Annotated in this window: 29 protein-coding genes, 1 other RNA gene and 1 other annotated feature; of the genes, 29 read left to right on the top strand and 1 reads right to left on the bottom strand. The window is 35.3% G+C overall.

Going from position 1 to position 26,898, the window contains the following annotated elements; all coding sequences use genetic code 11:
- Positions 1 to 40 precede the first annotated feature (40 nt).
- From BKP37_RS03615 to BKP37_RS03505, 24 genes are all read left to right on the top strand, one after another.
- On the top strand, positions 41 to 1,633 hold the full coding sequence (locus BKP37_RS03615) for a glutathione ABC transporter substrate-binding protein (protein WP_071308317.1): 1,593 nt from the start codon (positions 41 to 43) through the stop codon (positions 1,631 to 1,633).
- A 403-nt stretch (positions 1,634 to 2,036) separates the two neighbouring features.
- Positions 2,037 to 2,564, top strand: a complete 528-nt coding sequence (locus tag BKP37_RS03610; RefSeq protein ID WP_071308316.1) for a cytochrome c3 family protein — start codon at positions 2,037 to 2,039, stop codon at positions 2,562 to 2,564.
- Between the two features lie 5 nt (positions 2,565 to 2,569).
- The gene (locus BKP37_RS03605) at positions 2,570 to 4,042 is read left to right on the top strand and encodes an ammonia-forming cytochrome c nitrite reductase subunit c552 (RefSeq protein ID WP_084034528.1); all 1,473 of its coding nucleotides are present in this window, start codon (positions 2,570 to 2,572) and stop codon (positions 4,040 to 4,042) included.
- A gap of 594 nt (positions 4,043 to 4,636) precedes the next feature.
- The gene (locus BKP37_RS03600) at positions 4,637 to 5,140 is read left to right on the top strand and encodes a cytochrome c3 family protein (RefSeq protein WP_071308314.1); all 504 of its coding nucleotides are present in this window, start codon (positions 4,637 to 4,639) and stop codon (positions 5,138 to 5,140) included.
- Positions 5,141 to 5,165: 25 nt separating this feature from the next.
- Positions 5,166 to 6,611 carry an ammonia-forming cytochrome c nitrite reductase subunit c552 gene (locus tag BKP37_RS03595; RefSeq protein ID WP_071308313.1) on the top strand — a complete coding sequence of 482 codons (1,446 nt, stop codon included), beginning with the start codon at positions 5,166 to 5,168 and terminating at the stop codon, positions 6,609 to 6,611.
- Between the two features lie 269 nt (positions 6,612 to 6,880).
- Entirely contained in the window at positions 6,881 to 7,882 is a 1,002-nt protein-coding gene (locus BKP37_RS03590) for a hypothetical protein (RefSeq protein ID WP_071308312.1), read from the top strand.
- Positions 7,883 to 7,897: 15 nt separating this feature from the next.
- Positions 7,898 to 8,338 carry a cytochrome c maturation protein CcmE domain-containing protein gene (locus tag BKP37_RS03585; RefSeq protein ID WP_071308311.1) on the top strand — a complete coding sequence of 147 codons (441 nt, stop codon included), beginning with the start codon at positions 7,898 to 7,900 and terminating at the stop codon, positions 8,336 to 8,338.
- 96 nt (positions 8,339 to 8,434) lie between these two features.
- Positions 8,435 to 10,414 (top strand): heme lyase CcmF/NrfE family subunit, encoded by a 1,980-nt coding sequence (locus BKP37_RS03580; RefSeq protein WP_071308310.1) that lies wholly within the window; start codon positions 8,435 to 8,437, stop codon positions 10,412 to 10,414.
- A complete protein-coding gene (locus BKP37_RS03575; RefSeq protein ID WP_071308309.1) occupies positions 10,414 to 10,908 on the top strand; it encodes a cytochrome c-type biogenesis protein in 495 nt (164 codons plus the stop codon). The genes BKP37_RS03580 and BKP37_RS03575 overlap by 1 nt, the downstream gene beginning before the upstream one ends.
- 11 nt (positions 10,909 to 10,919) lie before the next feature.
- Entirely contained in the window at positions 10,920 to 11,396 is a 477-nt protein-coding gene (locus BKP37_RS03570; RefSeq protein WP_071308308.1) for a cytochrome c-type biogenesis protein CcmH, read from the top strand.
- Between the two features lie 13 nt (positions 11,397 to 11,409).
- Positions 11,410 to 11,769, top strand: coding sequence for a hypothetical protein (locus BKP37_RS03565; RefSeq protein WP_071308307.1), 360 nt, complete (start codon positions 11,410 to 11,412; stop codon positions 11,767 to 11,769).
- Positions 11,769 to 12,164 (top strand): hypothetical protein, encoded by a 396-nt coding sequence (locus BKP37_RS03560; RefSeq protein WP_071308306.1) that lies wholly within the window; start codon positions 11,769 to 11,771, stop codon positions 12,162 to 12,164. The genes BKP37_RS03565 and BKP37_RS03560 overlap by 1 nt, the downstream gene beginning before the upstream one ends.
- Before the next feature lie 15 nt (positions 12,165 to 12,179).
- A complete protein-coding gene (gene ccmA / locus BKP37_RS03555) occupies positions 12,180 to 12,881 on the top strand; it encodes a heme ABC exporter ATP-binding protein CcmA (RefSeq protein WP_071308305.1) in 702 nt (233 codons plus the stop codon).
- On the top strand, positions 12,878 to 13,561 hold the full coding sequence (locus BKP37_RS03550) for a heme exporter protein CcmB (RefSeq protein WP_071308304.1): 684 nt from the start codon (positions 12,878 to 12,880) through the stop codon (positions 13,559 to 13,561). Before ccmA ends, BKP37_RS03550 begins: the two co-directional genes overlap by 4 nt.
- A gap of 6 nt (positions 13,562 to 13,567) precedes the next feature.
- Positions 13,568 to 14,305 (top strand): cytochrome c biogenesis protein, encoded by a 738-nt coding sequence (locus BKP37_RS03545; RefSeq protein ID WP_071308303.1) that lies wholly within the window; start codon positions 13,568 to 13,570, stop codon positions 14,303 to 14,305.
- A gap of 15 nt (positions 14,306 to 14,320) precedes the next feature.
- Positions 14,321 to 14,449, top strand: a complete 129-nt coding sequence (locus BKP37_RS19055) for a CcmD family protein (protein WP_084034527.1) — start codon at positions 14,321 to 14,323, stop codon at positions 14,447 to 14,449.
- A 40-nt stretch (positions 14,450 to 14,489) separates the two neighbouring features.
- A complete protein-coding gene (locus BKP37_RS03540) occupies positions 14,490 to 15,008 on the top strand; it encodes a peroxiredoxin family protein (protein WP_071308302.1) in 519 nt (172 codons plus the stop codon).
- 468 nt (positions 15,009 to 15,476) lie between these two features.
- A complete protein-coding gene (gene tadA, locus BKP37_RS03535; protein WP_139193046.1) occupies positions 15,477 to 15,947 on the top strand; it encodes a tRNA adenosine(34) deaminase TadA in 471 nt (156 codons plus the stop codon).
- A gap of 193 nt (positions 15,948 to 16,140) precedes the next feature.
- Positions 16,141 to 16,406: signal recognition particle sRNA large type (gene ffs / locus BKP37_RS03530), an RNA gene on the top strand.
- 329 nt (positions 16,407 to 16,735) lie between these two features.
- Positions 16,736 to 18,415 carry a DNA polymerase III subunit gamma/tau gene (gene dnaX / locus BKP37_RS03525; protein ID WP_071308301.1) on the top strand — a complete coding sequence of 560 codons (1,680 nt, stop codon included), beginning with the start codon at positions 16,736 to 16,738 and terminating at the stop codon, positions 18,413 to 18,415.
- A gap of 19 nt (positions 18,416 to 18,434) precedes the next feature.
- The gene (locus tag BKP37_RS03520) at positions 18,435 to 18,746 is read left to right on the top strand and encodes a YbaB/EbfC family nucleoid-associated protein (RefSeq protein WP_071308300.1); all 312 of its coding nucleotides are present in this window, start codon (positions 18,435 to 18,437) and stop codon (positions 18,744 to 18,746) included.
- Between the two features lie 261 nt (positions 18,747 to 19,007).
- Positions 19,008 to 19,604 (top strand): recombination mediator RecR, encoded by a 597-nt coding sequence (recR, locus tag BKP37_RS03515; protein WP_071308299.1) that lies wholly within the window; start codon positions 19,008 to 19,010, stop codon positions 19,602 to 19,604.
- A gap of 17 nt (positions 19,605 to 19,621) precedes the next feature.
- A complete protein-coding gene (locus BKP37_RS03510; RefSeq protein ID WP_071308298.1) occupies positions 19,622 to 19,849 on the top strand; it encodes a YaaL family protein in 228 nt (75 codons plus the stop codon).
- A gap of 82 nt (positions 19,850 to 19,931) precedes the next feature.
- Positions 19,932 to 20,195, top strand: coding sequence for a pro-sigmaK processing inhibitor BofA family protein (locus BKP37_RS03505; protein WP_071308297.1), 264 nt, complete (start codon positions 19,932 to 19,934; stop codon positions 20,193 to 20,195).
- Positions 20,196 to 20,813: 618 nt separating this feature from the next.
- Positions 20,814 to 21,266: a sequence feature (most likely nonfunctional fraction of RNA operon), on the top strand.
- Positions 21,267 to 21,816: 550 nt separating this feature from the next.
- On the opposite strand, the gene BKP37_RS03495 is transcribed toward BKP37_RS03505, so the two are convergent.
- Positions 21,817 to 22,011: a sigma factor G inhibitor Gin gene (locus tag BKP37_RS03495; RefSeq protein ID WP_139193045.1), complete on the bottom strand. Its 195-nt coding sequence runs from the start codon at positions 22,009 to 22,011 to the stop codon at positions 21,817 to 21,819.
- Between the two features lie 226 nt (positions 22,012 to 22,237).
- On the opposite strand from BKP37_RS03495, the gene BKP37_RS03490 reads away from it, so the two are divergent.
- The 5 genes from BKP37_RS03490 (at position 22,238) to BKP37_RS03470 (ending at position 26,891) form a co-directional block, all read left to right on the top strand.
- Positions 22,238 to 23,668 (top strand): aminotransferase class I/II-fold pyridoxal phosphate-dependent enzyme, encoded by a 1,431-nt coding sequence (locus BKP37_RS03490; RefSeq protein ID WP_071308296.1) that lies wholly within the window; start codon positions 22,238 to 22,240, stop codon positions 23,666 to 23,668.
- A 16-nt stretch (positions 23,669 to 23,684) separates the two neighbouring features.
- The gene (gene tmk / locus BKP37_RS03485) at positions 23,685 to 24,317 is read left to right on the top strand and encodes a dTMP kinase (RefSeq protein WP_071308295.1); all 633 of its coding nucleotides are present in this window, start codon (positions 23,685 to 23,687) and stop codon (positions 24,315 to 24,317) included.
- A 405-nt stretch (positions 24,318 to 24,722) separates the two neighbouring features.
- Positions 24,723 to 25,052 carry a cyclic-di-AMP receptor gene (locus BKP37_RS03480; protein WP_071308294.1) on the top strand — a complete coding sequence of 110 codons (330 nt, stop codon included), beginning with the start codon at positions 24,723 to 24,725 and terminating at the stop codon, positions 25,050 to 25,052.
- Between the two features lie 12 nt (positions 25,053 to 25,064).
- The gene (gene holB / locus BKP37_RS03475) at positions 25,065 to 26,051 is read left to right on the top strand and encodes a DNA polymerase III subunit delta' (protein WP_071308293.1); all 987 of its coding nucleotides are present in this window, start codon (positions 25,065 to 25,067) and stop codon (positions 26,049 to 26,051) included.
- A 6-nt stretch (positions 26,052 to 26,057) separates the two neighbouring features.
- Entirely contained in the window at positions 26,058 to 26,891 is an 834-nt protein-coding gene (locus BKP37_RS03470) for a PSP1 domain-containing protein (RefSeq protein ID WP_071308292.1), read from the top strand.
- Positions 26,892 to 26,898 lie beyond the last annotated feature (7 nt).

The raw sequence follows: 26,898 nt of genomic DNA, 5'->3' as shown, positions 1-26,898 counted from the left end.
TTTTTGAATATACAAACAAATAAAAATAGGGGGTTTCAAAATGTTTTCAAAGAACAAACTTTTTATGATTACAATTGCTTTGTTGTTATCTTTTGTAATCGCTGCCTGTGGTGCACAAGACGACACTACACCAGCTGGTGAAGAAGGAGAAGTTGAGGTTGTTGAAGGTGGCGATTTAGTTATTGCTCTTCCATCTGATGCTGTTTCATTAGATCCGCATGGGTCAAATGATTCACCTTCAAGTAATGTAGCAACAAATATTTACGATTCACTATTATTTCAAGATGCAAATGGTGAACTTCATCCTGCACTTGCTACGGAGTGGGATTTAGTTGAAGATACTGTTTGGGAGTTTAAGCTTCGTGAAGGAGTTAAGTTCCATGATGACTCAGATTTTAACGCTGAAGTTGTAAAAGCAAATTTTGATCGTGTTCTTGATCCTGAGGTTGCTTCACCGCGTTCTTTCCTATTTGATATGATTACTGATGTAACAGTTGTAGATGAGTTTACAGTACAATTTACTACTGAGTTTCCGTTTGCTCCACTACCATCTCACTTAGCGCATACTGGTGGTGGGATCATTAGCCTTGAGTCAATTGAAGCTGATTATGCGGCTATGGCTGAAGGGAAAGATCCAGGAAGTGTAGTTAATGAGAATCCAGTTGGTACTGGTCAATTTGTTTATGAAGAATGGGTACCTGGTCAATATGTTAAGTTAGCTAAAAACGAAAACTACTGGGGAGAGCAAGCGAAAATTGATACTGTAACATTTAAAGTAGTTCCAGAAGATCAAACTCGTATTGCTGAATTAGAAACTGGTAATTCACATATTATTGAGCAAGTTCGTTCAACTGACGTAAGTCGTATTGATGCTAACCCGGATTCATTCGTAGAAAAAACAGATAGCTTAAGTTTAGCTTATATCGGTTTTAACTTACAAAAAGCTCCATTTGATGATGTAAGAGTTCGTCAAGCTATTTCAATGGCAGTTAATAAAGATATTATTATTGATGGTCTTTTAGATGGATTTGGTACACCTGCTGTTGGGCCATTAGCTCCAAATGTATTTGGTTTTAATGAAACTGTTTCTCCAATTAGCTACGATGTTGAAAAAGCTAAAGAACTTTTAGCAGAAGCTGGTTATGAAGATGGTTTCAAAACAACGATTTGGACTAATGACAACCCTGCTCGTATGGATACTGCAGAATTTGTACAGTCTCAATTAAAAGAGATTGGTGTTGACGTAGAAATTGAAGTTATGGAGTGGGGTGCATATTTAGCGGGTACAGCTAGTGGTGAACATGATATGTTTATCCTTGGTTGGGTAACTGTTACAGCTGACGCTGACTATGGTATGTATGCATTATTCCATTCTAATAATCATGGTGAGGCTGGTAACCGTTCATTTATTGCAAATGACGAACTAGATGAGATTTTAGATGCGGCGCGTCAAGAATCTAATCCAGAAGTACGCCATGAACTTTACACACAAGCACAAGAAATTCTTGTAGAAGAAGCTCCAATGCTTTACACACACCACCAACAATATCTTGTAGGTGTTAGTGAGAATGTTCAAGGTTTCTGGCAACATCCAAATGGAATGTTCCAATTAGGGAATGTAACAATAAAATAAGGATGATAACGTAAAAGGGGCTGACTCTTAGATCGCATTATGCGTTTCTACAGAGTTAGTCTCTTTTTGTTGTTTGTTTTCATAAAATTAAACATTTTTTTGAAAGAAAATATAAAAAGGTTGGTTCAAATATTAAATAGTAGCTACTAAATACACTAAATAGTGCTTTTTTAGCCCGCGAGAATAAATTTTTGCTTTTTTCTTTTTGGATAAATCATCGTTCACAACTACGTCACAAAAAAAGTGATTTTTATCACATTGTGGGAAAATGTATGAAAGTATGATAAAAGCATAGAGAAAAAAATCATTTTTACTTTTATACATGTTCTTAGTTTCGGTATTAAGCTCCGTTATTAGGTGTTTAATCAATAGTGTACTTACTTAAGAAAGGGGAGAGAGACCGGTGAGAGATTTGCTGAGAAAACTAGACAAGAAAGTTTTATTATTTACTTTGATTGGTATTTTTGCAGGTATCGTTCTTTTTGCAGGGACTGCTGGAACGATGAAAGCGACGGATACGGGTGAGTTCTGTTCTAGCTGTCACATCATGGGGACGGCATTTGAAACTTTCGCAAATTCTAATCATGCTGCATTAACTTGTAATGATTGTCATGCACCACGTGATAGTTTTACAGCTAAAATGGCCTTTAAAGCAAAAGCAGGGGTAGGTCATATGTACATGAATACTCTTGGAGCTAGTAAAATTCCTGATGTATTACATGCCACAGCCGATTCGCAAGAAGTTATTAATAACAATTGTATTAGTTGTCATGAACCAGGGTTACAAAACGTAGATCACAGTGGTGCATATGATAGCTGTATCGATTGTCACCGTCAAGTACCGCATAATAAAGGTGACTTTAGACCGGCTGAATGGTTTGAGCCTGGACAATTTAAATTTGCAGAACCAACTAATAATAGAAAGGAATGAATATAATGCGTAGCACTAACAAAAAATCGCTTTTGTTACTAATAATATCTGCCATCTTAATGCTTGTATTAGTAGGGTGTTCAGGATCTCAAGCGCAAGAGAAAGAGCCAATGAACACTGGACTAGATCCAAACGAATGGAATAACTTAGCATTTAAAGATAAGTTTCCTCTACATTGGGAAAGTTATATGAAAAACATGGAGAATGAAAAAGAAGTAGTACCCAAAAATGATCCTTCAATTGAGCCACTTTTACCGATTGTTTGGAACGGATTTGGTTTTGCGGTTGAATATAACTTAACACGCGGTCACACATATGCGTTTGAAGATCAAATGAATGTTAGACGAATTACTGGAAACCCAAATGCAGTTTCTGCTTGTATGTCATGTAAGACAACTGTCTTCCCTGCAATGATTGAGGAGTTTGGTCCTGAACGTGCATATAAACTTAACTATCATGAAGAAGCACTACCATGGTTAGAAGAATTCGCAGGCGATGATAAAGGTATGATGACTGATGGTAAAGGAAATGTTGCTGAGTGGGGCCATGCATCTGTTGGATGTGCTACATGCCATGATCCTGTAACTATGGAATTACGTATTTCTCTTCCGCAATTAACTGACGCATTAGATAGATTAGGGTTTGATTATGAAAATGCAACCCAACATGATATGCGTTCTCTAGTTTGTGCCCAATGTCATGTTGAATACTATTTCGATCCATTAAATGATTTACAAACAACATTCCCTTGGGGGTATGGATTAACATTTGAAGATCAGTGGGAATACTCTGAGTACCAAGCTTCAAGAGAAGGTGGTTTTAAAGGTGAGTATGTTTCTACTATTTCTAATACACCAATCTTAAAAGCTCAACATCCTGAATATGAATTATGGAGCTATGGTCCTCACCAAACAGTATCGTGTGCGGATTGTCATATGCCATATCAAAGAGTAGACGGTAAGAAAAAGATTTCATCCCACCGTTGGGGCTCACCACTATTAACAATTGAAGAATCTTGTCGCACTTGTCATGGTGATAAGTCACAAGACTATTTAGAAACCCGTGTGGGAGATATTCAAAAACGTCATAAAGAACAATTATTAAGAGCACAAGATATTGGTGCAACTGCTCACTACTATGTAAACCGTATGATTACTCGTGGTGTTGATGAAGAAAAGATTAAAGAAGTTCAAGCGCTAGTGCGTGAAGGACAATGGTTCTGGGATATGCCTGCTGCTGAAAATTCGTATGGGTTCCATAATCCAGACGGTGCGATGGCGTCATTTGCAAGATCAATTGATCGATCTCAAGAAGCTATTCTTGTTGCTACAAGAGCATTAATGGCTATCGGGGAAGATATTGATGAGTTAGAGCGTCAAATTGAAGTAACAAAACAAAATGTTATCAATGAAACAGTTTCTCATGAAAAACATAAGCAGGCAATTAACGAATGGTTCCCGAATGTTCGTGATAACTAGTTTATAATTTTAGCAACTCCTTTCAAAGATCATCACTTTGAAAGGAGTTTTTTTATATTTTTCAACTTTTTGTTCATGAATTTGTCACAATGAAATGTGATGATGATCACAGTTGTGGCATTTTTGCTCATGTTAAAAGTTGTTTTGTGTGCCAGTCATTTCTAAACATATCAATAGTGAAAAAATGATTTTTTTTAACAAAATCTCTATATCCTTTGATAATAAGCTTCAAAGCGACATGACTAGGAGGTGAGAATATTCTATATATAAAGGTTAAGAGTTTTTTTGCATAATCACAATTTATAAATTTCTAACTTGAAAACTGTCTAGCTCCAGGCGCGCGCCTTGCGCTTTTCTTTTTAAGTTTGTTCAAAAAATGTTCACAAAGATGAGTGATATTTCTCACAGTGGTGTCAAAGGTTTGAACGTAATCTTATAGTAGATTATATAATTTTGTGTGAAATTATGATTTTAATGTTGAATGGTTTTACATACCAAGGACTTGTTAGGTACTAATTTTAGGTAATATTCCATTTAACTATTACCTAGTTAACCTATAAAATTACTAAAGATACTTTTGGGAGGGGGGAGAACGTGAAAAAACTACTAGAGAAACTGAACAAAAAACTTCTACTGTTTACATTAGTCGGTGTCTTTATTGGTATAGTAGGGCTTGCTGTAACAGAGGGGGCGATCAACGCTACTGATACTCCAGAGTTTTGTGCTAGTTGTCACGTCTATGAAAGAACAATAACAACATTTAATAACTCTAATCATGCTGCTCTTAACTGTAACGATTGTCACGCACCTACAGATAGTAAAATCGCAAAATATACGTTCAAAGGAATTAGTGCAGTAAGTCATGGTTATATGACAACAATTGGTGCTAGTAAAATACCAGATGTCATTCATGCCACTGCAAAATCTAGAGAAATTATTGAGAAAAACTGTATTAGTTGTCATGAACCAGGGTTACAAAATATTTCACATGACGCTAAAGGCTCATGTATTGATTGCCATCGTCAAGTACCACATATGAGTGGTGATTTCCGACCTGATGAGTGGTTTGAACCAGGTAATTTTGAGTTTAATAGGTAATTAATAGTTGAAAGGGATGAAATAAATGGGGAACTTCAAGAAAAAGTCACTTTTGTTAATAGCGTTGTATTTCTTGTTGCTCACAGCCTTAGTGGCGTGTAGTAGTTCTGAAGCAAAAGAAAATGAACCTATGGACACAGGTTTAGACAAAAATGAATTTTTGAATATAGCATTTAAAGATCAATTTCCTCTACAATGGGAAAGTTACATGAAAAATATGGTCAATGAAAAGGACGTTATTCCTAAAAGTGATCCTTCAATCGAACCGTATCTTCCGGCTTTATGGAGTGGGTATGGATTTGCAGTTGAGTATAATACAACACGAGGTCACACATATGCCTTAGAAGATCAAATTAATATTAGACGAGTTACAGATAAGACAGGTGGTTCATGCTTAACATGTAAATCATCTGTAGTACCTCATCTACTTAGTGATGAAGAATTTGGAGATGAATATTGGGCAGCTAATTTCAATAATGAAATTCTTCCACGTATTACTGAACTTGGGGCTCCTGGAGTTAGTGAAGAATTAGGAGAATGGGGGCATATTTCAATTGGTTGCTCAGATTGTCATGACCCGGTTACAATGGAATTGAGAGTGACTCGACCATCTTTCACAAATGCAATGGAAAGAATGGGAGTAGATTTATCACGAGCAACTCAAAATGATATGCGTACTTATGTATGTGCACAATGTCACGTAGAATATTATTTTGAACCAGAAAAGAATAAAGTAACATTCCCTTGGGACTTAGGTTTACGAGTTGAAAATATATATGAATATAAAGAAACAATTGCTAAAGAGCAAGGTTTTGATTACGATTGGATACACCAAATTTCTGGAACTCCTTCACTAAAAGCTCAGCACCCTGAATTTGAGTTATCTAGCTATGGGCCGCACGGAACAGCAGGTGTTTCTTGTTCAGACTGTCATATGCCTTACCAACGTGTCGATGGTAAAAAGAAAATCTCTTCTCACCGGTGGGGATCTCCTTTAGAAACTATAGAAGAATCTTGTCGCACATGTCACGGTGATAAAACACCAACACAGTTAGAGGATCGTGTTAAAGACATTCAAGAACGTCATAAAGTTGCATTACTAGAGGCTCAGGAGTTAAACACAATTTCCCATTACTATGTGAACCGCATGATCACTGCAGGAGTATCAGAAGAAAAAATTGGAGAAGCACAGCAACATGTTAGAAAAGCTCAATGGTATTGGGATTTTATAGCTGCTGAGAATTCTTATGGTTTTCATAACCCTGATGGATCAATAGATGCGTTTAGAATTTCTTCAATTGAATCTCAAGCAGCAATTGTTAAGGCTACTGAAGAATTAGCAAAATTAGGTGAAGATATTGAAGAGTTGAAACGCCAAATTGAAGTAACGATGCAAACTATTTATGATGAAGAAGATCATTTTGAAAAACACAAACATGCAATAAATGAATGGTTCCCAGCACAATATTAAAAAAATATGTAAAAACACCGCAAATATTTTGTGGTGTTTTTTTCTTTAGTTTTGGCAATAATGGATTTTGTTAGTTTTAACATCGTTTTTAATGGTTTTTTGTAATTGTTGTTTAATATTGGAAAATCCCACATTATCACATAAATCAGTCACAGTTATTTCACTCTCTCCTGTGACATTTTTCACAGTTATTAAATCGATTACATTATAAAGTCAAACTAGGGAGTATTTATATAGAGACATAGATGAATAGAAGGGGAGAAATATATATGAAAAGGAAATTTAGAGGCTTTGTCCTATTTGCACTGATCCTCTTAATACAAATAACCATCTTACCAGTAAACGAGGTATATAGTAGTGAGGCTGAAATTTCTTTAACAGAATTAGATATAAAAGTAATGCCAGAGTTTATAAATCCTGAAGATTGGGATGATACTATTCCTTCTTTGCTAGTTGGTTATCATGGAACATTTACTAACCATTCTGATAGCGTTTTTAATGGTGAAATTACAATAAGTGTTCCTACTCATTTGCCACTTTTTAAAGAAGGTTTTGTGGCTCAATTTAAAGATCCAACTGATACTCAACCAACAGAAGAGGCCTATACAGTTAATTTTGAGGAGCAATACTTTTCTTGGTCTCCATCGAACCCTATCCAACCTAATGATGAGTACTATTTCGTTTTGGAATATTTCAGTGCTCCTATCGAAGGAGAGGTTGAACGAAATTTCCAATATGAATATATTCCAGACTCTGATATTCAATATTTGAGTTTAACATTTTACGCCCCTTTTCAAGCAGAAAATTTTCAAATTAATAAAGAAGCAGATTTAATAACACAATCATTTGGAGTAGAAATACAAGTTTTTGAGTATAACGATATAAAACAAGGTGAGATTCTTGATTTTAACGTTTCTTATAAGAAGGATAGTATCGTAACTACAGTTGAAGCATTTAACGACTTCACGATGCCTAATGATGAAACACACGCAGGTCTTAACCAACAAGCACCTATACAAAATCAAGGTAATGAATCTTTTATGAATGCTGAAAATATTGTCATGGTAATATTAATGTTCCTAATGATAGGAGCTTTTATCTTTATTATTATTCGCAAAAAGAATATGCCACAAACTCAAACTAAAGAGAATAAAGACACGCCGAAAAAGATTGTTAATAAAGATGAAGAAATAAAAAAGCTTAGAAAATTATTAGCCGATGGGCAAATTGATGAAAGAACATATAAAGAAAAAAGATCAAAGTTAGATTAAAGGGGAGGCGTTAAGATGAAGAAAAATACTAAAGTTTTACTGGGTGGAAGTACAATTATTATAGCTATCTTAATATTATTAATTGCTGCAACACCAGGAGCTAGTGGTACGGAGATCCCTCTTCACGAAGCAATCACAAACCCAGAGAAATACAAGGATCGTTACATTACGACAGAAGGATTCCTAATTGAAGATTCTATTGATTGGAGAGCAGATGAAATAGAGCTACGCTTTGATATTGTTGATGAAGATGGGAATGTGCTATCTGTTTTCCACGATCGTCCGAGGCCAGATAACTTTTCAGAAGGAGTTATTGTTATCCTAGGGGGGTATATTGAACCAGGGGAACCGTTCCGAGCAGAACGTGTCCAAACGAAATGTCCGTCAAAATATGAAGGAGAGGATCCTTCTAACTATGATGCTGAGTTCCATAAAGAGCTTCTAGAGAACGATTAAGAAACAATACACTAAGGGTATTTAGGCCTTGCAGGGTTACTCCTTGTGAAAGGCCTCTTTTATCTTAGTGATCTAAAAACAAAGAAGGTGAACATCGTGCATATTATCGGAAATTTATCAATTTATTTGGCGTTAGCTTTATCAATTTATGCATTTATTATATTTATTTTAGGGATATATAAACAAGATCAAAGGTTAGTAGATAGTGGGAAAGCGGCTACTTTAGCTGTCTTTATTTTAGCGACTATTTCCATGGCAATATTATTTATTGCCTTAGGTACTAGTCAATTGCAGTTTGAGTATGTTGCATCATACACGAGTACGGATCTACCTTTAGTTTATAAGTTAGCAGCTTTATGGGCAGGGAATGCAGGCTCTTTACTACTTTGGACATTTTTCTTAACGATGTATACCTTTATGGTTGCATATTCAAAGAAAATGAAAAACAATCCATTAACCCCTTATGTTTGTTCGATTATGCTAGCTAATACAATTTTCTTCTACCTTATATTAAGTTTTGTAACGAAACCATTTATATTGCTAGATTATGTTCCAGCTGAAGGTCGTGGATTAAATCCGATGCTACAAGACCCTGGAATGCTTCTTCACCCGGTGACCTTATATCTAGGTTATGTTGGATTAGCAGTACCGTTTGCTTTTGCAATTGCTGCACTAATTATTAAAAATATCGATGCTTTTTGGCTTCGCATGACTAGACGTTGGACGATCGTTGCTTGGGTGTTCTTAACTTTAGGAAACGTAATTGGTGGTTATTGGGCATACATGGAATTAGGTTGGGGCGGTTATTGGGCTTGGGACCCAGTAGAAAATGCCTCATTTATGCCGTGGTTAACGGTAACTGCATACTTACACTCTGTCATGATCCAAGAACGAAAAGGTATGTTGAAAATCTGGAACATTAGTTTAATTATTCTTTCTTATGCGTTAACACTCTTTGGAACGTTTTTAGTAAGGAGTGGAGTGCTAACTTCAGTACATGCCTTTGGTGATTCAAATCTAGGTGCGTATTTCTTAATCTTCATGGCGTTAGCAGTTATATTCTCTTTATATATTTTAATGAGTAGATATCATTTATTGAAACAAGATAGTGGTCAGTTTGAATCGTTTTTATCAAAAGAAAGTAGTTTCCTAGTTAATAATTTAATTTTAGTTGGTGGTACGTTTGCGGTGTTTTGGGGAACGATTTTCCCGTTAGTATCTGAGGCAGTAAGGGGCTACAAGGTAACAGTAGGGATTCCGTTTTTTAACACAGTTATGTCACCAATTTTACTAGCGTTAATTTTTGTTATGGCTGTTTGTCCTTTAATTGCTTGGCAACGCTCAACGACTAAGAATTTACGAGATAACTTCTTAATTCCGGCGATTATTAGCTTAGTTATTGTTGGTTTGTTAGCAGGCTTAGGAATGAGAGCCGCTTATCCGATCATCTCCTATGGTATTATTTCGTTTATGATACTAACACATATTTTAGAATTTTACCGTGGAGTGAAGGCGAGAAGAAAAGTAACAAAAGAATCGGTTCCAGTAGCTTTATATTGGTTAATGGTTAAAAATCGCCGACGTTACGGTGGGTATATCGTACACTTTGGTATTGCTCTTATGGCAATCGGAATTGTTGGTTCAAACTTTGATAGTGAAACGATGAAAACTATTCCAAAAGGCGGAACGATTGAAATTGAAGACTATGTTTTAACGTATGAATATATTGCACAACGTTCGGAAGGCTTAAACGATGTAGTATTTGCTAATATTCGTGTACAAAGAGATGGTAAAGAAATTGGTTATGTCCAACCTGAACGAATTTTTTACGGGAATTGGGAAGAACCTTCAACAAATGTGGCGGTATTAGGAAACCTTCGTGAAGATTTATATGTCGTTTTAAGTGCTTGGGAAAGTGATGAAAGAGCAACTTTTGTTGTTAAGGTAAATCCGTTAGTTCGTTGGGTTTGGATCGGTAGTTATGTATTAGTTCTAGGATCAATCTTTGCAATCTGGGGTGGGAAATATGGAAACATTACACCAAGGTATAAAGGTCCAAATAGGAAGGTGTCGTAATGAAAAAAGTCTTTTTTGTTTTGGTGCTCCTGTTGTCAATGGTTGCATTGCCTGTTTCTGCCGTTGATCAATACGACTTTAAATCACAAGAGTTTAAAGAAGTGGCTAGTCAATTTATGTGTATGTGTGGCTGTGGTCAAGATCATTTCGAATGTAATATGCAAGGTTGTGGTTTAAATGATGCCTTTAAACAAGAAATGAAAGAAATGATGGATGATGGGCTAAATAAAGATGAAATAAAAGATTACTACGTGAGTATGTATGGTGAGGAAATCTTAACAGCACCAGAAAAACGTGGGTTCAGTCTTGCTGCATGGATATTGCCATTTTTTGTACTAGGTACTGCTGGAACTGGCCTTTTCTATGTTATTCGAAAATGGATCAAAGTAAACCGTAGTTCTGAGAATGTAAGTTCTGATACTACGGACCTTGATGAGACAGAAGATGAAATTCTGAAATCAATCATTGACGAAGAACGTAAAAAATATTATTAGGATGTTGAATAGTGAAAACAATTATAACAACAATATTATTTTTCATAGTTTTTCTTAGCTCAAATGTAGGTTTAGTTAATGGAGAGTTTTATGATATAAACTCTCCTGAAGTAAAAGAGGTTGCTAGTAAGTTTTCAATGCAAGGTCATGAAAATCATGATTTGGCAACCTGTGCAACAAAACAACGATATTATGAAGATATCGCAAGTCTATTAAATGAGGGTAAGAGTGAGCAAGAGATCCTTGATTACTATTACAGTATGTATGGCGAAGAAGGGTTAATAGTACCTGAAAAACGTGGTTTTAGTTTAGCTGCATGGATTACGCCTTTCTTTGTATTGGGTGTGGCTAGCTTTATCCTATTTATAGGGTTAAAAAATATTATTATAAATAAAAAAGGAAAACTTTTTGAGAAAACTAAAGTAGAGAATGTAGAAGATGAAATTATGCAATCGATCATTGACGAAGAACGTAAAAAGTACTACTAGGATGTGAGAGCTCATGGCTTATATAGTTGCTTTATTAATAACGGCATTTTGCTTGTATATTGTAATTACTCCTTTATTAAGACCGAAAGTGGAGTTAGAGGCAGTAAAAATAGTAGATGATATGGATGATATTTCGCTAAAAAATATCTATGCAACACTAAATGAATTAGAAATGGATTATCATATGCAAAAGTTGTCTGAAGAAGATTATAGTAGGTTAAAAGTTGAATATGAGAAACTAGCCGCAGAATTTATTGCAAAAGAAAATCGTGATAAAACAACGACAAACACAAATGAAAGTGTAGTGAAAGATATTGAAGCTGAAATAGAAGAGGAGTTGGCGAAACTCCGAAAAGAAAGAAGGGGAGATTAATGATCGACCTGATTTTGGCTTCAGCAATCACACGTTCTTCTCCTGCATTTCATAACCCAGGCCATTTGCGAATGTGGTACGATTCGCCACTTAGAAACTTTGACGCCCATCTTTTTACTGCGATTATCGTGATGATTATTTTTGCAGGCGTAGGTTGGTTTGTATACTTTCAAATGAAAAATAGAGCATCAGAAGAGAAATTGGAAGCGAACACAGATGAAAAGAAGTTCCATGATTTAGTTGTAAAACAAAAAGTCATTATGAATAAGTTGTTAGAGTTAGAAGAAATGAAAAAAACAGGTAACCTTTCAGATCAAGAATACGAAACCAAAGCTAAAGCATACCGTGAGCACCTTGTAAAAGTGAAAGTGCAATTGCAACAGTTTATGGACTAAAAAGGAGATAAGACCATGATTGAAACAAAAGGACTCATTAAAACAATCGGAGACAAAATGATTCTTCGTGGTATTAACCTTTCAATTGAAAAAGGAGAAACTGTTGCAATACTAGGGCCGAATGGAGCTGGCAAAAGTACAGTGCTGAAAATTTTGGGTGGTTTAGTTAAAGCTAGTTCTGGCGAAGTGAAAATTGCTGGACTGGATATGAAAAAAGATTCTTATGATAGCAAAAGAAAAATAGGATTTTTAGCGCATAATAGTTTTTTATATGATCATTTAACGCCATTAGAAAATTTGAAGTTTTTTGGAAAGCTTTACGGTGTTCAAGATGTTGAAGAACGAGCGAAAAAATTAATTGATGAAGTAGGGCTTAGTTTTTTTATGCATGATCCAGTTAGATCGTTTTCACGTGGGATGATTCAAAGAATTGCTATCGCCCGAGCGATCATTCACGATCCTGAGATTTTATTGTTTGATGAACCACACACAGGCTTAGATCAACAAGCTATTCAGCTATTAAATAAAGTTATTTTGCGTATGAAACAGGAAGGTGCGACGATTATAATGGTCACACATGATTTTGGGCAAGCCTTAGAAACTTGTGATCGATTCGTCATTATAAAGAATGGTAAAGTAGTTGATGATTTACAAAATATCGAAAAAAATCTTGAAGCCATAACTGAAAAATACATGGAACAGGTGGCAAGTCTATGAACAACTTATTCAGATCAGCCTTTATTATAGCTGGTAAAGATCTTTATTCCGAATGGAAAACAAAGCAAATCGTTTCAACGATGCTCATATTTTCTGGGCTTGTTATCGTAACCTTTAGTTTTGCTTTTGACCCATCTAATAATACTGTTCGTGCCATCATTCCTGGACTGATTTGGGTTATTACTATTTTTGCAGCTATTCTAGGTTTAAATCGTTCCTTTTTGTCTGAAACAAAAAACGACAATCTTTACGGAATGATTGTTTCACCTACTGATCCTTCTAGTATTTACTTAGGAAAAGTTTTAGCTAATTTTGTTTTCGTATTGTTAGTTCAACTTATTTCCATTCCGGTATTATTTCTATTATTTGATTTCCGCTTTGTTGGGAACTTAGCTTTGTTTGTAGGAGTAGTTTTTTTAGGTACATTTGGGTTTATTAGTGTAGGCACATTTTTAGCAGGGTTAGCAGCTAATTCTAGAAGCAGTGAAATGCTTTTACCGATTTTACTGTTTCCTATTGTAAGTCCGCTTCTTATTGCTGCTGTTCAAGCAACAAGAATTCTATTAATAGATATAGAGCAACTATCAAGTGCAATTTCTTGGATGCAGTTAATGGGAGTTTATAATTTACTCTTTTTTGTATTATGTTTAATTCTTTTTGAATATGTGTTGGAGGTGTAAAAGGGTATGAATAGTAAAAGTGGGGACTTAACTGATATCCCAAAAGAAACCCTTTCGTATAAAATTTTGTTTTATATTTCTATTCCGATGATGGTTGTGGCCTTATATTTAGCATTTGTTTGGACTCCTGTTGAAGCTGTGATGGGTGTCGTACAGAAAATATTTTATTTCCATGTAGCTTCTGCTTGGGTTGCTTTCTTCGCCTTTTTCGTTGTAGCTTTGTTTAGTATTCTGTATCTAATTAAACGAAACAGAATATTTGATTTATACGCAGGTTTCTCTGCAGAAATTGGGGTTGTCTATACAGCTATTGTCTTAACAACTGGTCCAATATGGGGACGGTCTTCTTGGAACGCTTGGTGGAGTTGGGAGCCAAGACTGACGACTACTTTAATCATGTTTTTTATGTATATTGCTTACATTATGATTAGAAAAATGGAAGGTCCTTGGGAAAAGAAAGCCCGTCTTGCTTCCGTGTTTGGTATCATAAGCGTTATTAATGTACCAATTGTATTTATGTCAATTCGGTGGTGGAATTCGAGACTTCATCCTGTAGTTTTTGGTGAAGGAGCGAATGAGGTCGGTGGCGGAATTGAACCATCAATGCTATTTGCTCTTATTTTCTCAGTCTTCACAATGACAGTGGTATATTTTGTGCTCTTACAAAAAGGAGTCTATATTGAAAAACTTAAAATTCATGCAGATCGTATAAAAGAACGTATGCAAGAAAAGATGCTTGGTTAAAGGGGGATATTTGATATGGCATACTTATTTGCGGCTTATTCAGTTATTTGGTTATTGTTAGCAGGATATATTTTTACTCTTGGTAAACGTCAGAGTGATATTGCAAAGCAACTGAAATTTCTACAAGAGTTAGAAAAAAAGTGATTGTTTTACAACCTCAAGTGAACAAGGCGGTGGTTTGTTAATGAAAAAAACAAAAGTAGTACAGATGATCGTTTTAGTTTTTGTTATTGCGATGTTAGCCACCATGGTCTTAGGTTTACGATCAGTTGGTAATACTGTAGGTATTGGTGAAGAGGCATACGATTTCGAATTACAAGATTTAGACGGTAATACCCATCGACTTTCTGATTACCGTGGTGAAATTGTTATTTTAAACTTTTTCGCTACATGGTGTGTTTCCTGTGTTGCTGAAGCACCTGAACTTGAAAAGTTTAACGAAGAATTTAAGGATGAGATGAATTTATTTATCGTTGTTAAAGGAGAGCCTTTAAACACTGTAAAAAGGTATGTTGAAGAAAAAAATTCAAACAAAACGTACATTCTTGACTTTAACAATCATGTATCGAGACGTTTTGGTGCACTTGGACAACCTGAGACGATTATGATTAACGAAGAAGGTATCATTGTTGAACATTTCATTGGTGGGGTAAACCGAGACTTTTTAGGAGTTAAACTAAAGGAATTACAAGGTTTAAGATAATTAATAATTCAAAAAGGGACCGGTATGGTCTCTTTTTTCAGTATCAGAATTTATAAATTTCTAACCTGAAAACTGTCTAGCTTCAGTCGCCATCGGCTCGATCACTTCAGTCAAGGCTCTGATTTCACTGACTTCCTGGTTTGCTTCTTTGATGATGCTTCATGCTACTTTGCTTCGAGGAAGCCTACTTCGAAGCATTGCTGTCAGACGCAGAAGCACATAGATTGCGGTCAAAGAGCAGACCGCTACTTGCCGACCTTCCAGTGTTTGTCTCCGTTAGGCAGGCGCCTTTTGCTTTTCTTATTTATACTACTAAAAGAGTTTTTTCTAAATAAGTCATACTCAGCATTTATACACGAGTGTTGTCAAATAAGGTTGATAGTTGTTTAATGAAATTAACATTATGGATTTTCATTATGGTATGAAGGTATAGCATTGGAAGTATGATCATGAAGTGGAGGTTAAGAAGTGTTTGTAGAAGAAGATATTTTATTTATGAGGAAGGCGCTTGAGGTTGCTCAACAAGCTGAAAATATAGATGAGGTACCAATTGGTGCTGTTGTAGTTAAAAATGGTGTGATTATTGCCACTGGTTACAATAGACGTGAGATTGACCAGAGAGCTATTGCTCATGCGGAGTTATTAGCGATAGATGAAGCTTGTCGAGTGTTGGGTACATGGCGTTTAACGGACTGTACTTTATATGTAACACTAGAGCCTTGTCCAATGTGTGCTGGGGCTATTGTTCAATCAAGAGTTGAGCGAGTTGTTTATGGTGCGAGTGACCCAAAAGGTGGTTGTGGAGGAACGATTTTTAACCTTTTAAATGAGGAACGTTTTAATCATCAGTGTGTCGTTGAAAAAGGTGTATTAGAACAAGAATGTGGCGAAAGACTAACCAACTTTTTTAGAAAGTTAAGGAAAAGAAATAAAAAATAATTAAAAAACATCAACTTTTAGGAAGAAAGGTCAAATTGAGTTTATTATAGTATGAGCTTTAAAACATAGCCTTTTCCTTACTTTAACTACCTTTCCTAAAACAAGTCTCCTCGTCCACTTGCTTTTTTTTATGAAAACGTCTATACTAAATTATGCGTCACACAAATGGCGCGTAAAAAAGTTTATAAATTTGTCGTGCTAGGTGGGGAGGTAGCGGTGCCCTGTACTCGCAATCCGCTATAGCGAGACGGAATCCCTTCCCTAGGTCTTGTTATCGTGGGGTCTGCCCTAAGTAAGTGGTGTTGACATTTGGGTTCTACGCAACGGAAACCCATGAACCCTGTCAGGTCCGGAAGGAAGCAGCAGTAAGTGGCCCCTTCCGTGTGCCGTAGAGTCGCCTGAATCGAGCTAACTGCTTAGGTAACGCCTGGGGTAACTTGATCAAAGGAAGGTGCACGGCAGTAAATTTATAAAGGAGCAATTCTCAAATGAGAGTTGCTCCTTTTAATGTCTTCAAGTTAATGAGTACGTTGTTGAAGGCAAAACTTTATTTATAGGAAAACGATAAAATCACAACTGATTTTATCGTGTGTATATTATCATTATATCGCTTCCTTAAACCTTGAGAATTTTAAAAATGAAGAAGGAAGTTACCGCTATTATGAAGTTTAGATCAAACATAATTATACTTATCACGAAAGTGTACTAATCTACATTATATACACTTTGAAATCTATCAATTGAAAAGGTATAATATTTACTAGTGAAGTTCCCCGGGAGGTGAACAAATGAGCTATCAAGCATTATATCGAGTGTGGCGTCCGAAGCAACTTAGTGATGTGGTCGGCCAAGAGCATATTACAAAAACAATAAAAAACGCACTCATTCAAGAGAAATTATCCCATGCGTATCTTTTTACAGGACCTAGGGGAACAGGGAAAACTAGTGCTGCTAAAATTATCGCTAAAGCGGTTAATTGTCAATGTGCACCGGTTGATGAACCTTGTAATGAATGTGAAGCTTGTATTGGTATCTCAGACGGTTCTATTGTTGATGTTATTGAAATTGATGCCGCATCAAATAATGGAGTAGACGAGATTAGAGATATTCGAGACAAAGTTAAGTTTGCTCCAAGTAGTGGTATTCGTTATAAGGTATATATTATTGATGAAGTCCACATGTTATCTACCGGAGCATTTAATGCTCTGTTAAAAACGTTAGAAGAACCTCCGAAACACGTTATTTTTATTTTAGCTACAACAGAGCCACATAAAATTCCTTTAACAATCATTTCTAGGTGTCAGCGATTTGATTTTAAAAGAATTACAAGTGAAGCTATGATTAGTCGAATGCAATTTATTTTAAGTCATTATGACACTAACGTTAATCAGGATGCTTTGTCGATGATCGCTAGAGTATCTGAAGGTGGTATGAGGGATGCATTGAGTTTATTGGACCAAGCGATCTCTTATTGTGATGAAGAAGTTTTATTAGAGGATATACTTACAATAACGGGAGCGGTTTCTCAAGGGCTTTTGATGGAAGTAGCAGATGCTCTAGTTACAGCTGATGTAGTAAAAGCATTAAATTCTGTTGATAAACTTGTATCTGCAGGAAAAGATCCAACTCGGTTTATAGAAGATTTTATCTTCTTTTATCGAGATATGTTATTGCACAAAACGGCACCTCAGCTTAGTGGTGTACTTGAAAGAGTATCGGTCGATGATAAGTTCATTAACATTAGTGAAAAAACTAATACGAGTTGGATTTATCAAACCATTCAAATTTTAAATGAAATTCTTCAAGATATGAAATGGTCGAGTCATCCTAAAATTTTTATTGAAGTTGCGATTGTGAAGATTTGTAATACTCAAATTCAGGTAAATGAAGCAAAAGGTGAAGACTACCAACTATTAGTGAAAAAAGTTGAGTTTTTAGAAAAACAATTAGCGAATATTCAAACTCTACCTCAAACGCACTCCAACCAGTCGCAAGAAAAACCAAAGAAAAATCAAGGTCAATTCAGAGGCGGTGCTAGGAGTAGTGTTAGTTCAAATCAAGTAAAAGAAATGCTTAAACAAGCTACAAAACAAGATTTGCAGCGTATAACTAGTAGTTGGGGACAAATAATGGAATTAGTTAAGAAGCAAAGTGTACCAGCTCATGCATGGTTGTCTGATAGTAAACCAGTTGCAGCTTCTAAAAATATGATCTTACTTGCTTTTCAAAATGAAATGCATAGAGATATGGTTGATTCGAAATTCCGTCAGATGATAGAACAAATATTAGTTAACGTTTTTTCAGATCAACTTAAATTTTTGACCATATTAACAAATCAATGGGAAGGAATAAAAGAAGATTTTGTTAGAGAACAACGTGGTGATGCGGATCCGACTTCTGATGGTGATCCGATTGTTGAGGAAGCTATGAAATTAGTAGGTTCAGAGTTAATTGAAATAATTGATTAATGAAAGCGAGGAAAAAGTGATGAAAAACATGGGAAATATGATGAAACAAATGCAAAAGTTACAAAAACAAATGGCTAAGGCTCAAGAAGAACTTAAAGAAAAAACGGTAGAAGCAACTGCTGGTGGTGGAATGGTAAAAGTCATCGCTTCTGGGGAAAAGAAGATTCTTGAAGTGATCATTTCAGAAGAAGTTGTTGATCCGGATGATATTGAAATGTTACAAGATTTGATTTTAGCTGCAACAAATGAAGCATTAAATAAAGTTGATGATTTAATTAATCAAGACATGGGTAAATTTACAAAAGGTATGAATATGCCAGGTTTATTCTAAACTAATGGTTGTAGTTGAGTAAGGGTGCTGTGTGCTTTTTTTGTTAAGCTTTCAGTGCCCTTATTTAATCAAGTTACTGATTTTTAGTTACTGATACTACTTTGAGAAACTGCATGTACTTTGCTTCAAGGCAAACTACTACGAAGCGGTGCTTGCAGACGCAGAAGTACTGGGGAGCCGAGAAATGACCTCTGTCAGAGGGGTTTCATACCTATTGCTCATAATCAAGGCGCTTGCGCTTTTCTATTAGGAGGAAAACACGTGCAATATCCTGAACCGATATCGAAATTAATTGAAGGATTTATGAGATTGCCAGGAATTGGTCCAAAAACGGCGACCCGACTGGCTTTTTTTGTATTGGATATGAAAGAAGATGATGTTTTAGATTTTGCAAAAGCTTTAGTTAATGCTAAAAGGGATCTTACTTATTGCTCTGTTTGTCATAACATTACTGATACTGATCCTTGCTATATTTGTGAAGATACAAGAAGAGATAAATCAATTATTTGTGTTGTACAAGATGCCAAGGATGTTATTGCGATGGAAAAAATGAAGGAATATCGAGGGTTATATCATATTTTACAAGGTGCAATATCCCCAATGGAAGGAATTGGTCCAGAGGATGTTAAAATTCCAGAGTTATTAAAGAGGCTTCAAGATGATACCATTCAAGAAATTATCCTAGCTACAAATCCTAATATTGAGGGTGAGGCAACTGCTATGTATATATCTCGTCTAGTGAAACCGACGGGAATTAAAGTGACTAGAATTGCCCACGGTCTTCCAGTTGGTGGTGACTTGGAATATGCTGATGAAGTTACACTTTCAAAAGCGATAGAGGGTAGAAGAGAACTATAATAAAAAGGGGTAATGAGATGCGGCTTTTTAAGAGGAAAGGGAAAATAAGAAAGCTTGAAGATCAACGTTTAGTGTCTCATATTGAAGAATTAAAAGTAAATCTTGTTAATCAAACTGAATTAGTGAAAAAGAGTTTGGATCCATCTGGAGAAGTATTATTTAACCTTAAATTAACTGAAGCGAAATATTTATTTTTATTAAAAGAAGCAAGATGTAGAAAAAAGAACATAGGTAAATCTTATTAAAGATTTCCTGTGTTCTTTTTTTTATAGTTCAGAATAGGATGATATTAGAGAAGCTTGTCACAAAGTTTAGGAGGGGAAGATTGTGGATCCTATTATTATTGTAGCTTTATTAAGTGGTATGGTATTTTTATTACTTATATTAGGGGCGCCGATTAAACCGTTACGTTTTATTGGACAAGGAATGATTAAAGTAATTATTGGTGCATTGTTTTTATTCTTTTTAAATGCTTTTGGTTCGGTTTTTGACTATCAGATACCAATTAACTTAGTCACCGCATCAGTGTCAGGCTTTTTAGGTATTCCGGGTTTAGTGGTTTTGGTCGCGATTGATCATCTAATTTTATAGAAGACCTGAGTCAAGAACTCATGGTCTTTTTTACAAAGTAAGAAAGTAAAAAAATTCTAACTTAGAACCGTCTAGCGTAAGCAGCCTACGAGCTCGGTCACTTCAGTTAAGCTAGTGCTTTCAATTATGAAACACATCTCTAAATGGCTTCGTGCAGTTTTGCTTCTGCGAAGCCTTTTTTAGACCGCTGCTAGAAGAGCAGCTGCATTTAAAGTTGTGGTTGAGACATTTATATTTTAATATAAAAAAATATTTATAAATACTTGCATAGTTTATGGAGTCATGGTATATTATAAAAACGTCATTCGGAATTCATTTTTCGTCAAAGACTGACAAAATTAGTTGTTGACAACTAATTATCCGAGTGGTATGATAATACACGTCGTGTTTGATTGGAGTTTTAGTAAAATCGAACGAAAAAAAAGATTGACAACGGAATGTTACATTGGTATAGTTAAATCCTTGTCGATTTAAAGACGAAAGTATTGTTCTTTGAAAACTGAACACACAGCCAAGCGAATTAAAGAGATAGTAAATATCTCGTCAATGAATTTAAATTTTTGAGCTTTATCAAACACTTTTATGGAGAGTTTGATCCTGGCTCAGGACGAACGCTGGCGGCGTGCCTAATACATGCAAGTCGAGCGAACTCAATTAAAGCTTGCTTTATGAGAGTTAGCGGCGGACGGGTGAGTAACACGTGGGCAACCTGCCCTGTAGACTGGGATAACTTCGGGAAACCGAAGCTAATACCGGATAATCTTTGGAGCCTCATGGTTCTAAAGTGAAAGTTGGGTTTACCTAACACTACAGGATGGGCCCGCGTCGCATTAGCTAGTTGGTAAGGTAACGGCTTACCAAGGCGACGATGCGTAGCCGACCTGAGAGGGTGATCGGCCACACTGGGACTGTTATCTAGTTTTGAAAGAATGATTTCTTTCAACTAAATATATTATCTAGTGGCGATAGCGAAGAGGTCACACTCGTTCCCATGCCGAACACGATCGTTAAGCTCTTTTGCGCCGATGGTAGTTAGGGGCTTCCCCTTGTGAGAGTAGGACGTTGCTAGGTAAGTTAAAGAACACATTCCAATGGAGTGTGTTCTTTTTGTTTTCGGAAATTGAGTATTTGCGTTAAGTGGTGCTGCATCTGCGTCTGCTAGTATCGCTTTGAAGTAAGCTTCCTCGATGCAAAGCAGCACGTAGTAAATTCAAAGAAGTATATTCATGAGGTAAACGAAGTCAGTAGCTTTTCTGCGTCTAAGAGTGTCGCTTCGCAGTGTGTTTCCTCGATGCAATGCTGCAGTATGCATATTCTAAAGAAATAACTCATGAAGGCCAATGCAAGGCTGCTGCATAACAAGCTTTAATTTTAACTTAGGGAAATAGCATTAGTAGAACATATATTTAATAAGGAAATGTTATATAAATAAAGGTACGTACGTTACTGAATTTAATGAAGTAGGATAAAAATGGTAACGTAAGCCCTGAAATGTGCTTGAACTAATTTAATAACAGCTAAACGGGCCCATGCTTTTGTTTAATTATCAACTAGTAATTGCTGTTAGTGTCATCCTGGAAAAATATCAAAAAAAAAAATAGACCCTTTAAGTAAGAGCCTTCTAAGAGATATTTAACAATGAGTGCTTTAATTTTCTTAATTTTTGTAAGTAGTACCTGTAAAATTCGTCACTTACATCAGAATTTACAATTTCTCGTTCACAGTTTTCACAAATATAAATATCGCAAATATGAATTCCATTCTCATTATTTTGTTCACAAACCGAACACTTTTCTACGCATTGTTTTTCTTTCATTATTGTGTTCACCTCCATAGTCCAATCATTTCCAATGAAAGGTAAACTATACATAAAAAATTCTGATTTTTATTAAAATAGTAACTCTTTTAATTATATGCATGAAATCACCATATTGTGTATGTCTTCATTAATGTAACAATGATTTTTATCATTATAGTCAGAAATTCGTTATAATAGGTGAAGTGATAATTAAACATTACTATATAAAAGGAATTGAATACGTATGGATCAAAAAAGGATACCTCTTTTCGAAGCTCTATTAGCACATAGAAAACGTGAACCACTTTCTTTTCACGTTCCTGGACATAAAAATGGTGCAGTATTTTCAGAATACGGCGCAGAATTATACCGTCCTTTATTATCAATGGATGTAACAGAACTAACTGGCTTAGATGACTTACACAATCCTACAGGAGTAATCAAACAAGCTGAGAATTTAGCTGCAGATTGGTATCGGTCAAAACAATGTTTTTTTCTTGTAGGTGGTTCAACTGTAGGAAATTTAGCAATGATTATGGCAACCTGTAAAGCAGGTGAGACAGTTCTTGTTCAAAGAAACAGTCATAAGTCAATTTTAAATGGGCTAAGATTAGCAAAAGTTCACCCTATTTTTTTGCAGCCTGAATTTGACGAAATTGCTCAAATACCTACAAATTTAAAAGAGGCTTTTGTCTTAGATACAATTAATAAATATCCATATGCAAAAGCATTGATCATTACTAATCCAAACTACTATGGATATTCAATGTCATTAGAAAGTATTATTAAAGAAGCACATAAACATAAGATGGTGGTATTAGTTGATGAGGCACATGGAGCTCATTTCAGTCATCCTTCTAATTTCTTTCCGAAGTCAGCTCTTGAATATGGAGCAGACATTGTTGTTCAATCAGCTCATAAAACATTACCAGCAATGACAATGTGTTCGTATTTACATTATAATAGCTCGCTCATAAGTTTAAAGAAACTTACTTATTATTTACAATTGTTACAATCGAGTAGTCCATCTTACCCCTTGATGGCCTCTCTTGACTTAGCTAGACATTTCCTAGCATCTATATCAGAAAAAGATATAGAAAAGACAATCTTTGATATAAAAACTTTTAAAGATGATATTAATAAAATTCCGCAGTTAAAAATTGTTGAAAATAAGCTATATAAGACTGATCCTTTAAAGGTGACGATACAATCATGCTGTGAACTTAGTGGGTATGAATTGCAACAACTTCTAGAAGAAGAAGGAATCTATACTGAATTAGCAGATCCAAATAATATATTAATGGTCATGCCTTTACTAAATACAATAAACCTTCGCAGAATAGGAGAAATAATAAAATGTAAAATAAAAGATTATAGTGTTATCGAGCGTTCAACAGTAACTCACCGCTTATTTGAAAAAAAGTGTACAAGTTTAGCCCTTTCGTATGAAGATATGGAAGATGAAGAGGAAGAACTTGTACCGTTAACAAAGTCAGTAGGGCGAATTATTTCTGAAGAAATTACGCCATATCCTCCAGGTGTACCTTTGTTAGTAACTGGAGAACAAATTGAAATGGAGCATGTTAAGTACCTGTATGAACTAAAAGAAGTAGGAGCTTATCTTCAAGGAGAAGACATACATAAAGTAGGAGTTAAAGTTTTTAAAAAAAGATAAAGTGAGGACACATAGGATGAATGAAAAATTTATTACTTTTGAAGGTGGCGAAGGGGCTGGGAAGACTTCTGTAATTCAAGAACTATCTGCCTCCTTTGATCAAAAAGGTTACCAATTTATTACTACTAGAGAACCAGGTGGAATAGATATAGCTGAAAATATTCGTGAAATTATACTAGATACAAAGAATACTGCAATGGATGGCCGAACTGAAGCATTATTGTATGCTGCTGCTAGAAGGCAGCATCTCGTAGAAAGGGTAGTACCTGAGTTGAGGGCAGGTAAAATTGTTCTGTGTGACCGGTTCTTAGATAGTAGCTTAGTTTATCAAGGAATGGCTAGAGGTATTGGTTTGGAAGAAGTTTATGCGATAAACTCTTTTGCCATTGAAAATTGCATGCCAAAACTAACCATTTATTTTGATATTGAACCAGAAAAGGGGTTAGCAAGGATAGCCAATAATACAGGTCGAGAAATTAACCGTTTGGATCAAGAGAATATACAGTTTCATTATGAAGTTCGTGAAGGTTACTTAAAATTATTGAGAATGTATCCCGAAAGAATAGTCTTGGTTAATGCGGACAGGACTTTAGAAGAAGTCGTAGCTGAAACAAAAAGGATAGTAGAAGATTTTTTGGAAATGAATTAATATAACTTAGATACATTAAAGAGTTATTAAGATAATCAATTCAAATATCATATTCATTATTTTTCTACCACGAAATTATATAGTTTCGTATCTCACTTTTAGTGTTACGAAATTTACTCAAATATAAAAGAGATTATAGTTAGTTGTTTCCTGAAGTTACCTCCTTATGTAAAGTTGTAATATGAGTAAAGTAAGATCTATATATTGAAATTCATGAAGAGAATTCAAAAAAATGGACCACTTTGAAGGATTTTTCCTATTAAAAATCGTATATTATCTTAACAAATTTTCTATAATAGTCGTCTAAAGCGAAGTTCTGTTATAATAGGGAGAAATAATACAAGCTTTTGATTTACATGTAATTTTTATAATATCAAAGGTAGCTTTCTTAAGGAGGTATGAATAATGAAACTTGTTGTTGCAGTTATTCAAGACAAAGATAGTAGCAACCTAGCCAGTACCTTAGTCGCTGCAAATTTTAAAGCGACAAAGCTTGCTAGTACTGGTGGTTTCTTAAAAGCAGGAAATACTACCTTTATTATTGGTACAGAAGATGAACGCGTCGATGATGTGTTAGAAATTATTAAAGATAGTTGCAAAAATCGAGACCAACTAGTAGCTCCAGTTTCTCCAATGGGTGGAAATGCTGATACATATATTCCTTATCCAGTGAATGTAAAAGTTGGTGGTGCTACTGTTTTTGTACTGCCAGTAGATCAGTTTGAAAAATTTTAGGTGTGGTAAACAATGACTTGGAATGAAATAAAAGAAACACAAGAAAAAGTTGTGAAAATTATTACAAATAGTATTCGAAAACAACGCCTTGCTCACGCCTATTTATTTGAAGGAGCAAAAGGGACTGGTAAAAGAAAGGTAGCTCTTCAATTAGCAAAAACATTTTTTTGTGATGAAAAAGAAGGCGTAGAAGCTTGTGGGACATGTTCTGATTGTAAACGAATCGAATCGGGAAATCACCCAGATGTTCATATCATACAACCAGATGGACAAACAATAAAAATTGACCAAATACGTAACTTGAAAAAAGAATTTTCTTATCGTGGGATGGAATCTATTCGTAAGTTTTATATTATTGAAGATGCCGAAAAAATGACGATAAGTGCGGCTAATGGTTTATTGAAGTTTCTTGAAGAACCTGATGGACAATCAATTGCTGTATTAACAACAACAGAAGTACATCGAATCTTAAGCACAATTTTATCGAGAACACAAATTCTCTCCTTTGTACCACTAACACCATTAAAATTAATGGAAACCCTTGAAAAAAATGGTGTTATAAAGCCGATTACAAGGCTTTTAGGTCAGCTAACAAATGATATTGAAGAAGCTTACCAGCTTTACCATGATGATTGGATTGTACAAGCTCGAGCCATAATGATACAATTAGTAGAAGAAGTGTCTACAAGACCGCATCAGGTTTTCCTCACTTTACAAGAAAATTGGTTTCCTCACTTTAAGGAGAAAAACCAATTAAATTTAGGGTTAGATCTACTATTACTTTGGTATCGGGATGTATTACGTACCTTAATAGCAACTGAAGATCAACTCATATTTGTTGATCATACCGATAAATTAGAACGACAAGCTTTAAATAGCTCCCAGAGAAAAGTTGGCCAGCAAATGGCTGCTATTTTAGAAGCAAAGAGACGTCTAAGTGCAAATGTAAATCCTCAACTACTGATGGAACAATTAATGATGAGGTTACAGGAGGGATAGTGTATAGTGCATCAAGTAGTAGGTGTCAGATTTAAAAAAGCGGGAAAAATATATTATTTCTCCCCTGAAGATATAGACGTACAAAAAGGTGAGCTAGTAATCGTTGAAACTGCTAGAGGCATTGAGTACGGAAAAGTCGTCATTGGTAAGAAAATTGTTGACGATCAAGATGTAGTTTTCCCTCTCAAAAAAGTAGTTCGTATCGCAAATGAAAATGATAAAACTACAGTAGAAGAAAATAAAGTAGCGGCTAAAGAAGCTTTTGAAGTATGCCTAGAGAAAATCCAAGAGCATAATTTAGATATGAAGTTAGTCGATGTTGAATATACATTTGATCGCAATAAGGTATTATTCTATTTCACAGCAGACGGTCGTATAGACTTTAGAGAGCTTGTTAAAGACTTAGCAGCAATATTTAGGACAAGAATTGAACTTAGACAAATTGGTGTACGTGACGAAGCAAAGATGCTAGGTGGAATTGGTCCTTGTGGAAGGATTTTATGTTGTTCATCGTTTTTAGGCGACTTTGAACCGGTGTCAATTAAAATGGCTAAAGATCAAAGCTTGTCTTTAAATCCAACAAAAATATCAGGTCTTTGTGGCAGATTAATGTGTTGTTTAAAGTATGAAAATGACAACTATGAAAATGCTAAGCAAGAACTTCCGGATATCGGTAAAACAATCCAAACTGTCCATGGAAAAGGTCGGGTCATTGGTCTAAATATTTTGGAAAAATTGGTGCAAGTTGAGCTGGTTGATGAGCGAATTATGGAATATACAATCGACGAGCTGATAAATAATGGAGCAATAACTACTCATACCACAAATATTGAGGTGTAAAGCTAAC

It is taken from the genome of Anaerobacillus alkalilacustris, from assembly GCF_001866005.1.
Classification (GTDB): Bacteria; Bacillota; Bacilli; order Bacillales; family Anaerobacillaceae; genus Anaerobacillus; species Anaerobacillus alkalilacustris.
The sequence above is the reverse complement of the archived record's forward strand: the minus strand, read 5'-3'. Positions and strand labels throughout refer to the sequence as shown.